9 protein-coding genes are annotated in these 10,590 nt (G+C 73.6%); 3 read left to right on the forward strand and 6 right to left on the reverse strand.

Annotated features, from left to right (window positions below; all coding sequences use genetic code 11):
* Positions 1–25: 25 nt before the first annotated feature.
* Complete coding sequence (locus CCN72_RS26445) at positions 26–1,267, forward strand: cytochrome P450 (RefSeq protein ID WP_086810254.1); 1,242 nt, start codon at positions 26–28, stop codon at positions 1,265–1,267.
* A 32-nt stretch (positions 1,268–1,299) separates the two neighbouring features.
* Here CCN72_RS26445 and CCN72_RS26450 read toward each other — a convergent pair whose 3' ends face one another.
* The 6 genes from CCN72_RS26450 to CCN72_RS26475 all read right to left on the reverse strand — a co-directional run bounded on the left by CCN72_RS26450 (position 1,300) and on the right by CCN72_RS26475 (position 8,085).
* Positions 1,300–1,812, reverse strand: a complete 513-nt coding sequence (locus CCN72_RS26450; protein WP_086810256.1) for an immunity 21 family protein — start codon at positions 1,810–1,812, stop codon at positions 1,300–1,302.
* A gap of 64 nt (positions 1,813–1,876) precedes the next feature.
* Entirely contained in the window at positions 1,877–4,876 is a 3,000-nt protein-coding gene (locus CCN72_RS26455) for an AAA family ATPase (protein ID WP_086810258.1), read from the reverse strand.
* Positions 4,873–6,036 (reverse strand): exonuclease SbcCD subunit D, encoded by a 1,164-nt coding sequence (locus CCN72_RS26460; RefSeq protein WP_086810261.1) that lies wholly within the window; start codon positions 6,034–6,036, stop codon positions 4,873–4,875. The genes CCN72_RS26455 and CCN72_RS26460 overlap by 4 nt, the downstream gene beginning before the upstream one ends.
* A gap of 108 nt (positions 6,037–6,144) precedes the next feature.
* Entirely contained in the window at positions 6,145–6,771 is a 627-nt protein-coding gene (locus CCN72_RS26465) for a YigZ family protein (protein ID WP_086810263.1), read from the reverse strand.
* Positions 6,772–6,802: 31 nt separating this feature from the next.
* Positions 6,803–7,348, reverse strand: coding sequence for a SixA phosphatase family protein (locus tag CCN72_RS26470; RefSeq protein ID WP_086810265.1), 546 nt, complete (start codon positions 7,346–7,348; stop codon positions 6,803–6,805).
* The gene (locus tag CCN72_RS26475; protein WP_086810267.1) at positions 7,345–8,085 is read right to left on the reverse strand and encodes a hypothetical protein; all 741 of its coding nucleotides are present in this window, start codon (positions 8,083–8,085) and stop codon (positions 7,345–7,347) included. The genes CCN72_RS26470 and CCN72_RS26475 overlap by 4 nt, the downstream gene beginning before the upstream one ends.
* 192 nt (positions 8,086–8,277) lie before the next feature.
* Between CCN72_RS26475 and CCN72_RS26480 the strand changes: the two genes are divergently transcribed.
* Positions 8,278–8,685 (forward strand): CoA-binding protein, encoded by a 408-nt coding sequence (locus CCN72_RS26480; protein ID WP_086810268.1) that lies wholly within the window; start codon positions 8,278–8,280, stop codon positions 8,683–8,685.
* A 201-nt stretch (positions 8,686–8,886) separates the two neighbouring features.
* Positions 8,887–10,530 (forward strand): APC family permease, encoded by a 1,644-nt coding sequence (locus CCN72_RS26485; RefSeq protein ID WP_085562705.1) that lies wholly within the window; start codon positions 8,887–8,889, stop codon positions 10,528–10,530.
* Positions 10,531–10,590: the final 60 nt, after the last annotated feature.

Raw genomic sequence — 10,590 nt, forward strand, 5'->3', positions numbered from 1 at the left:
CGCCGGTCCCGCCCCGAGGACTCTCATGACGCAAGACTCGATCGTGCGCCGGATGACCGACTTCGCCAGCCGTGCCGACCCGTACCCGGTGTACCGGGAGCTGCGCGGGACGCCGGTGCTGCACGAGGAGGAGGGCGGCCCCTACGTCATCAGCTCCTACTGGGACATCGAGGCGCTGCTGCACGATCCGCGGATCAGCTCCGACGCGGCCAATCTGGCGGCCGCCGGGGACGACGCACTGCTCCAGTCGGAGGAGACGGGCGGGCTGCCGCCGTCGTTCCTGCGCCTGGACCCGCCCGAGCACGACCGGCTGCGGCGCATCGCCAACAGCGCCTTCGGGCCGCCGCACCGGCCGCGCCGGATCGACGGTATGCGGGGCGAGCTGCGGGAGATCGTCACCGGTCTGATCGACGGCTTCGGGGACGCCCGCGGGATCGATCTGGTCGACCAGTTCGCCTACCCGTTCCCGGTGACCGTGATCTGCCGGCTGCTCGGGGTGCCGCGGGAGGACGAGCCGCGCTTTCGCGCCTGGGTCGATCCGCTGGTGGCGAGCCTGGACCCGGGGACGCGGCAGGGGGCGGACGAGGAGTTCGCCAGGACCGCGCGCGAGGCCCGGATGCAGCTCGGCATGTACCTGGCGGGGCTGGCCGAGGAGCGCGCCAAGGAGCCGCGTGACGATCTGCTGTCCGACCTGGTGAACAGCCATGGCCCGGACGGCGCGATGACGATGATGGAGGTGCTCAGCACGTCTGTCCTGCTGCTGATCGCGGGCCACGAGACGACCGTCAACCTGATCACCAACGGCATGCTGACGCTGCTGCGCCACCCGGACGTGCTGGAGCGGCTGCGCCATGAGCCGGAGCTCGCGCCCCGGCTCGTGGAGGAGTTGCTGCGCTACGAGCCGCCGGTGCAGCTGGTGCCGCAGCGCACCTGCATCACCGACATCGAGGTGCGCGGAGTGACCATCCCGAAGGGCTCGCGGATCTGGCTGGTGCTGGCCGCGGGCAACCGGGACCCGGAGCGCTTCAAGGACCCCGAGCGGTTCGATCCGGACCGCGAGGACATCCAGCACCTCGGCTTCGGCAGCGGCATCCACATCTGCTTCGGGGCACCGCTGGCCCGCCTGGAGACACAGATCGCGCTGACCGAGCTGGCCCGCCGCCTGGAGAACCCGCGCCTGGTGCAGGACCCGCCGCCGTACCGGGAGAACGCGGTGCTGCGCGGCCCCCGGCACCTGGAGATCACCTTCGACGGCATCCGGCCCTGAAACCCGGCGGGCCAGGGCCGGTCCGGCAGTCCCTAGGCGAGTCTGCTGAGCTGGACCAGCCCCACCCAAGTCTCGGCGCCCGGCTGCGCGTAGGCGGCGCGTACGGCGTACGACCCGGCGGTGAGCGGGACCCGCAGATGCTCCTGCCGGTCCGCCTCGCCGCCCGGCCAGGCGGAGTCGAACAGCACCACGGGCCCCGGCACCTGCCAGCGCAGCTCCTGCTCCCACACCGCCGTCTCCAGCGCGGCGGGCACCCCGGCCAGCAGGTCGCGCTCGGAGTCCGCGGCGGACCAGCGGACGAAGGCGGTGTGCTCGGGCAGATAGGAGGTGGCGGCCGGTTCGTCGCCGAGGACGAGGGCCGCGCTGTCGCCGACCGGGAGCAGCCCGGCGTACCCGGAGACCTCACAGGCCCGGTCGTAGTCCGTGTCCAGCTCCTCGCTGTCGGCTCCCGCCCAGAACGGCAGAACCACCTCCGGAACGGCGATCAGGGGACCACCGCCCGACTCCACCCACTCCAGCACTCCACGATCATCAAACCGAGCCATGGGCGAAGAACCTACACGCCTGCGGGACGGCGGCCGAACTCACCCTCGCGGGCGCCAATTCCCCTCAGTCGGTGCCTCGTTGGCGCAAGGTAGAGCCCGATCTGCCCTTGAGGACCTCCAGTTGGGCGTGGACGCGGCGGCGCAGGTCGGCGACATGGCTGACGATGCCGACGCTGCGGTCGCGGTCGCGCAGCCCGTCGAGGACGTCGAGGACCTCGTCCAGGGTCTGGTCGTCCAGGCTGCCGAAGCCCTCGTCGATGAAGAGGGTGTCCAGGCGGACCCCGCCGGCCTCGTCGGTGACGACGTCGGCGAGGCCGAGGGCGAGGGCGAGGGAGGCGAAGAAGGTCTCGCCGCCGGACAGGGTCGCGGTGTCCCGCTCGCGGCCGGTCCAGGCGTCCACGACATGCAGCCCGAGCCCGCTGCGGCCGCGTCCGCTGCGGCCGTCGGAGTGCACAAGGGTGTAGCGGCCGGAGGACATCCGCTGGAGGCGGGCGGTCGCGGCGGCGGCGACCTGCTCCAGGCGGGCCGCGAGCACATACGACTCCAGGCGCATCTTGCGCTCGTTGTCGGCGGCGGTGCCCGCGGTGAGGGCGGCGAGCCGGGCGACGCGGTCGTACTCCTCGCGCAGCGGGGCCAGTCGGCGCACCGCCTCGGTCGCGCGGGTGGAGAGCCGGTCCAGCTCGGCGCAGCAGCGGGCGGCGGCGTCGCGGGCGGAGACGGCCGTCCGCAGCCGGTGCTCGGCCGCGGCCGCGGCCCGCTCGGCGTCGGCCGGGTCGGCGGGCGGGAGCTGGGCGGCGGCCGCGGTGTCGGGCTCCGCCAGTACGGCCCGTACGGCGGCCTCCTCCGACTGCCGGGCGTCCAGCCGGTGCTGGAGCTCGCGGTGGGCCGCGTCGGTGAGCAGTGCGTCGGCCGCCTCCTGGGGCGTGGCGAAACCGGCACGGTAGGCGGCGTCGGCGAGCCGGGCGTCGGCGGCCTTGAGGCGCCCCGCGGTCTCCTCGGCGGCGCGCACCGCGTCGGCGGCCTCGGTGAGCAGGGCGGCCCGGCGCTCCAGCTGGGCGGCGCGCGCGGCCACGCTCTCCGCGGTGCCGCGCGCCTGTGTCAACTCGCCTTCCAGCTGGGCCTGTTCACGCTCCAGGGCCTCACGCCGGGTGAGCCGGGAGGCGGCCCGTACGGCGGCCTCCTGGCGGTCGGCGAGGCGCTGTTCGCGCTCCTGCTCGGCGCGCCGCAGCTCCTCGCGGGCGGCGTGCAGTGCGGAGGCGGCGCGGTGGGCGCGGGCGTATTCCTGCTCCAACTCGGCCGCTTCGGCTTCGAGTTGCGCGGTGGATGCCTCGCCGGCCTCGGCGGAGGCGACGGCCAGGGCCTTGCCGATGTCGGCGGCCCGCCGCTCCGCTTCGGTGTGCCGCCGGTCGGCCTCCTGGGCGGCGGTGTGGGCGCGCTCCTCGGTGGCACGGTCCACATGTCCGGCGACCTTGCGGGCGGGCGCGGGGTGTTCGGTGGCGCCGCAGACCGCGCAGGGCGCGCCGTCGGTGAGGTGGGCGGCGAGTTCGGCGGCGATGCCCTCAAGGCGCTGTTCCTTGAGTTCGAGCCAGTGGGCGCGGGCGTCCAGGGCCTGCCGCCCGGCTTCCTGGGCGCGCCGCTGGGCCGTCTCCAGGTCGGCGGCGCGGGCGTCCCGGGTGCGGGCGGCGGCCAGGCGGCGCTGCGCGGGCTCGCGCCGGACGGCGAGTTGCTCGGCGCGGGTGGCGGCCTCCTGCGCGGTGTCGATGCGTGCCTGGAGCGTCGTACGCGCGCCCTCCCAGCCGTCCAGCCAGGCGTCGGCCTCGCGCAGCACGTCCTCGTCGGCGCGCTCCTGGCGGTCCAACCCGGCGCGTTCGGTGACCAGTTCGGCAAGGCGTCGCTCGGCCCGGCGGGCGGCGTCGAGGCCGCCCAGTTCCTCGGCGGCGCGGCGCGCGGCGGCGGCAAGCCCGCTCGCGTCGGCATCGGCGAGGGACGCGGGCAGCGGGCCACGGGCGCGGGCCTCGGCGGCGTCGGCCCCGCGGTGCTCCCGCTCGGCCTCCTCGCGCAGCTCAAGCGCGGGTGCGACCGCCTCCGCCTTGCGGGAGCGCGCCATGCGCTCCTGGTCGGCGTGGTGCTCGGCGGCCCGCTCCTGGAGGCGTTCGGCCTGGCGTCGCGCCTGTGCGAACCGGCCCTGGAGACGGGCGAGTTCACGGATGCCGTCGAGGGTGCGGCGGGCGCCGGTGTGGGCGGCCTCGGCCGCGGTGAGACGGCTGTGGGCGACGGCGAGACGCTCTCGGGCGGTGCTGCGGGCGACGGCGGCGGCGCCGAGCACGGCCTCGGCCAGGCCGGGGTCGCCCGGGGCCAGCTCGGGCAGCTCCATGGCGTCGCCGGCCTCCTGCTGCATGCGGTGGGCGTCGGCGAGCAGGGCCGCGTCGCCCTCGCGCACCCGGGCCTCGGCGGCGCGGCGGCGTTCGGCGAGCCGCTTCTCCACATCGGCGAAGCGCTGGGTGTCGAAGAGCCGACCGAGGAGCCGGCCCCGGGCCTCGGCGTCGGCGCGCAGGAAGCGGGCGAAGTCGCCCTGGGGCAGCAGCACCACCTGGCAGAACTGCTCGCGGCTCATGCCGAGCAGCTGCTCGAACTCGGCGCCGATCTCCTGGTGCGAGCGGCTGAGGTCCTTCCAGGCGGCCGCCCGGGTGTCGTACTCGCGCAGCCAGGTCTGGGCCTTGTCGACGGTGGTGCCCTTGCCGCGCAGCTTGGGCCGCTCCCAGGGCGGCTGCCGGGTGACCTCCAACCGGCGTCCGGCGACGGTGAGTTCGAGGCGGATCTCGGTACGGGTGCGGGGCTCGGCGTGGTCGCTGCGCAGATTCATGCCCTGGCCCGCGCCGCTCTGGCGGGCGCCGGGGACGGAGCCGTAGAGCGCGTAGCAGACGGCGTCCAGGACGGAGGTCTTGCCGGCGCCGGTGGGGCCGTGCAGCAGGAAGAGTCCGGCGGTGGACAGGGCGTCGAAGTCGACGCTCTGGGCGCCGCCGAAGGGCCCGAAGGCGGTGATGTCGAGCCGGTGCAGCCTCACTTGGCCACCTCCCGCACGACGGCGTCGGCGCGGACGGCGTCGAACGCCTCGCGCAGCACGGCCGACTCGCGCTCGTCGGGTCCGGCGCCCCGGACATGGGCGACGAAGTCCTGGGCGATCTGCTGGTCGCTGCGGCCCGCGAGGCGCCGGGCGTAGGAGACCCCGGGGTCGTCCGGGGCGCGTTCGGGGGCGAAGACCAGGCTCAGGGTGTGCGGGAAGCGCTCGGTGAGCCTGGCCATCGGCTCGGGCGGCCGGACGGCATCGGTGAGGGTGGCCTCGATCCAGGCGTCCGTGTGGCGGTCGAGGTCCGGGTCGGCGAGCAGTTCCTCCAGGGTGCCGCGGATGCGGGCCAGCGGGCGGGGCACCGGGCAGTCGAGGCGCTCGGCGGTCACGGCGCCGTCGGCGGCGAGGTCGATCAGCCACATGCTCTTGCGGTGGTCGGCCTCGGAGAAGGAGTAGGCGAGCGGGGAGCCGGAGTAGCGCACCCGCTCGGTGAGGGTCTGGCAGCCGTGCAGATGGCCGAGGGCCGTGTAGTCGGCGCCGTCGAAGATCCCGGCCGGTACGGCGGCGACTCCGCCGACGGTGATGTCCCGCTCGCTGTCGCTCGCCCGGCCGCCGGTGACGAAGGCATGGGCGAGGACGACGCAGCGGGTGCCCGCCGGGCGGGTCGCGAGGTCGGCGCGGACCCGGTCCATGGCGGCCCCGAGCACGGCCTCGTGGCCGGCCTTCTCGACCCCGAACTCGTCCTTCACCAGGGCGGGTTCGAGGTACGGCAGCCCGTAGAAGGCGACGTCTCCATGGGCGTCGGCGAGCACCACCGGGGTGGCCACGGCGGACGGCTCGGTGCGCAGATGGATGCCGGCGCGGTCAATGAGTCCGGCGCCGACGCCGAGGCGGCGGGCCGAGTCGTGGTTGCCCGAGATCATCACCGTGGGCACGCCGAGGCCGGCGAGGCGGTGCAGGGCGTCGTCGAACAGCTCGACGGCGGCCAGCGGGGGCACCGCGCGGTCGTACACGTCTCCCGACACGACCACCGCGTCCACCGCGCGCTCGCGCACGGTGGCGACCAGGTGTCCGATGAACTCGGCCTGGGCCCCGAGCATGCTCACCCGGTGGAAGGCCCGGCCGAGATGCCAGTCGGACGTGTGCAGGAGTCTCATGACCCCCGAGACTAACGGCCGGGTCCGACAACACGTCCGGTCCCGCCCGTATCACCCGTCATATCCGGCACCCCACAAGGGTGTTATATCCGTTTTGTCGCCAATGCTTCAGGCATCCCCGTACGCCTCGCCGCCCAGCTCGAATCCGGCCGCGCCCGCCGTCGCGTCGGCGAGCCAGCCTCGGAAGGCGGCCACATCGGCGTCCGGCAGACCGATCTCGATGGTGACGGCCTCGCCGTAGCGGACGTCGCGGACCTCGCGGCCGGTGGCGCGCAGCTCGTTCTGGAGTTTGCCCGCGCGCTGGTGGTCGACGGTGACCGTGGCCAGCCGGAAGCGGCGCCGGGTGCGGGTGCCGAGGGTGTCCAGGGCCTCGCCGACGGCACCTCCGTAGGCGCGGATGAGCCCGCCGGCGCCGAGCTTGACGCCGCCGTAGTAGCGGGTGACGACGGCGACGACGTACCGCATGTCGCGGCGCAGCAGCATCTGGAGCATGGGGACGCCCGCCGTGCCGCCCGGCTCGCCGTCGTCGCTGGCCTTCTGCACGGAGGCGTCGGCGCCGATGACGTACGCCCAGCAGTTGTGGGTGGCGTCGGCGTGCTCCTTGCGGACGGCCGCGACGAAGTCCTGCGCCTCCTGCTCGGTGGCGGCCGGGGCGAGGGCGCACAGGAAGCGGGAACGGTTGATCTCGGTCTCGTGCACGCCCGCGTGGGCCACTGTGCGGTACTCGTCCTGCATCCCGCCAGCCTATGCGGAAGGACCGGTCACCTCAGGTGTGGGTCTTGCCCCGGGGCACGGTGAACCAGGTCAGCAGGGCGACGCCCGGGGCGAGGGCGGCCCAGCCGGTGCCGCGCCAGGCGAGGACCGCGACGGCGGAGGTGGGGAACTTGGCGCGCAGCCGCTCCAGGCTGTCGTCCAGACCGTCCCCGGCCAGCGTCAGGACCAGGTCCTCCAGGCCCGGGTTGTGCCCGACGAGGAGCAGCGTCTCCACCTCGGGCGGGGCCTCGCGCACGACGTCCAGCAGGGCCGGCACATCGGCCTCGTACAGCCGGGGTTCGTAGCGCACCCGGGGCGGGGTGCCCCATTCGTCGGAGGCGAGCTGCCAGGTCCGGCGGGCGCGTACGGCGGTGGAGCACAGGGCGAGGTCGGGCAGCAGGTCCGCCTCGGCGAGGGCGCGGCCCGCGGCGGGGGCGTCCCGCAGTCCGCGCGGCGCGAGCGGTCTGCGGTGGTCGGGCACGCCCTCGGGCCAGGCCGACTTGGCGTGTCTGAGCACGACGAGGCGGCGCAGCGGGCCGGTGCCCGCGCGGTCGCTCATCCGACCGTGCCGAGGTCGCGGGCGAGTTCGAGGGCGAGCAGCCGGTCGGCGTAGGCGAACGTCTCGAACCGGGCGCCGTCGGCGAGCGCGGGATCGGCCGCGGCCGCGGCCAGTGCCGCCAGCACGTCCGGCATGCCCAGATCGTTCTCCCAGGCCTCGGTGAGCCGGGCGCGCACCGCCTCCGGCACCGGCCGCGAGGGCCCCCGCGCCCAGCCGGCCACGTCCCGCCGCCACCCGGCCAGCCGTTCGGCGGCACGCTTCAGGACCGCCTCGTCCAGCGTGACGGTCTGCCCGTGCGGGACGGCGAGGAGGGCGAGGCGCAGGGCGGTGGGGTCGGCGCGCAGCACGGGGTCCGACAGCGGGGGCTCCGCGTCACCCGTCCACACCACGGGCGCCACGGCCATCACCGGCCCCTCGCCCTCGGCGGCCGACTCCGCCTCCCCCGCCGTCACCCGTACCACTCCCGTCTCCGCGAATCCCGGCCCGTGCGCCTCCTCGAAGGGGCGGACGGCGAGGGCGTCGGCTGCGGCGCGCAGGTCCGGGGCCTGGCCGGGGGCGGTCGGCCAGGCCTGGAGGCCGTTCAGTTCGAGGGCGCGGGCGAGCAGGTCGGCGGTCAGCAGCACCCGCAGGGACGTCAGGTCGGGCCCGGGGGCACGGGCCTCGATACGGGTCAGACCGCGGCGGGCGGGCGTGGCGGGGACGGGCTCACCGGTTAGGGCGTCGAGGATGCGCAGCACGGGCCGAGCGTAGGCGCGCGCGGGCCTTCCCGCTGGCACCGCGCGCCGATTCCGGACACCGTGGCGGGGTAGGGGAACGGGAATCGGTGCCTCCGGGGGCCGGGAATCGGTGCCTCCGGGCGCCGGGAATCGGTGCCTCCGGGCGCCGGTTGACGGCAGCGGAAAGCGGCACACACCACACAGGAGGCGGACGTGTACGACGAAGAGGCGGCGATACGCAGGATTCTGACCGAACGGGGCGACACCTGGGCGGTGGTCGGCCTGTCCGGCAATGCCGCCCGGCCCGCGTACCGGGTGGCGCAGGTGCTCCAGCGGTACGGCAAGCGGATCGTGCCGGTGCACCCGAAGGCGGAGACGGTGCACGGCGAGCAGGGCTACGCCTCGCTCGCGGACATCCCCTTCGACGTCGACGTGGTGGACGTCTTCGTCAACAGCTCACTGGCGGGCGCGGTGGCCGACGAGGCGGTGGCGAAGGGCGCGAAGGCGGTCTGGTTCCAGCTCGGCGTCGTCGACGAAGACGCTTGCGATCGCACTCGCGCGGCCGGTCTGGACATGGTCATGGATCGCTGCCCCGCGATCGAAATTCCACGCTTGACCTAGTGTCAGAACTTCTTCATCACAATTCGCTGATGAATATTGACATTCGCACACGGTGACTGAGCTGTGGAAACCCTGTCCCCAAGATGGGCAAGATCCTGGGTCAAGATTTGGTAAGCAGCCTTTTGCCGACGTGGAAACCGTTCCTAGCCTGTGGCCTCCCTCCCCGTTAAAACTGCGTTTACGATCTGAGAGGCCACTTGCATGACGAAAGTCGACCAGGCTGCACCGGTAGCCACGAGTGAGACCGGGGGCCTGCGCCGCGACGTGGGGCTCATCGGCCTGATGTGGGCCTCGGTGGGGTCCATCATCGGCTCCGGCTGGCTCTACGGCGCCGAGAAGGCCGTCGTCGTGGCCGGCCCCGCGGCGATCATCTCGTGGGTGATCGGCACGGTGGCCATCGTCCTGCTGGCGCTCGTGCACGCCGAGCTCGGCGGCATGTTCCCGGTGGCGGGCGGTACGGCGCGCTACCCGCACTACGCCTTCGGCGGCCTGGCCGGTATGTCCTTCGGCTGGTTCTCCTGGCTCCAGGCGGCCACCGTGGCCCCCATCGAGGTCGAGGCGATGATCGGCTACGCCGGTCACTGGAAGTTCGCCCAGGGCCTCCAGGGCGCGGATGGCACGCTGACCACCAGCGGAATCGTTACTGCAATCGTGCTCATGGCGATCTTCGTCGGCGTCAACTTCTTCGGCGTCCGGGCCCTGGCGCACACCAACAGCGCGGCCACCTGGTGGAAGATCGCGATCCCGCTCGCCGCGATCTTCATCATCGCCGCCGGCAACTTCCACGGCTCCAACTTCACCTCGGAGGGCTTCGCCCCGTTCGGCGCCAAGGGTGTGCTGGGCGCGATCAGCTCCAGCGGCATCATCTTCGCGCTGCTCGGCTTCGAGCAGGCGATCCAGCTGGCCGGTGAGAGCCGCAACCCGCAGCGCGACCTGCCCCGCGCGACGCTCGGCTCGGTGGCCATCGGCGCCGGTATCTACATCCTGCTCCAGATCGTGTTCATCGCCGCGCTGCCGCACGCCTCCTTCATGCACGGCTGGGGGAAGCTGGCCTACGCCGGCATCAGCGGCCCCTGGGCGGGCCTGGCGACCGTGGTCGGCCTCGGCTGGCTGGGCTGGGTGCTCTACGTCGACGCGATCATCTCCCCCGGTGGCACCGGCCTGATCTACACCACCGCCACCTCCCGCGTCTCCTACGGCCTGGCCAAGAACGGCTACGCCCCGAAGGCGCTCACCAAGACCGACAAGCGCGGCGTGCCGTGGATCGGCCTGATCGTCACCTTCGTCACCGGCATCCTCTGCTTCCTGCCGTTCCCGAGCTGGCAGGAGCTGGTCGGCTTCATCACCTCGGCGAGCGTGCTGATGTACGCGGGCGCGCCGCTGGCCTACGGCGTCTTCAGCGACCGGCTGCCGCACTTCGAGCGCCCCTACCGGCTGCCCTTCGGCAAGTTCATCTCGCCCGCGTCCTTCGTGGTCGCCAACCTGATCATCTACTGGAGCGGCTGGAACACCCTGTGGCGGCTGGCCTTCGCCATCCTCCTCGGCTACGTCCTGATGGGCTCCTACGCCCTGTGGGCCAACCTCAAGGGCAAGCCGGACGCGCCCCGGATGGACTTCAAGGCCGCGCAGTGGCTGCCGGCCTATCTGCTGGGCATCGGCCTGATCTCCTGGCAGGGCAGCTTCGGCGAGGGCAGCCAGGGCAACATCAAGCTGTACTGGGACATCCTGGTCATCGCCGCCTTCTCCCTCGGCATCTACTACTGGGCCAAGGCGACCGCCTCCAAGACGGAGGCGATCGAGCGCAGCATCGACGAGGTCGTCGTGACGGACGCGCCCGCGCACTGATCACCACCTCCCCTCAGGTGCCCCGCCGGCCACTCCCCAGCCGGCGGGGCACCTGAGGGG

The organism is Streptomyces murinus (genome assembly GCF_002154555.1).
Taxonomy (GTDB): domain Bacteria; phylum Actinomycetota; class Actinomycetes; order Streptomycetales; family Streptomycetaceae; genus Streptomyces; species Streptomyces murinus.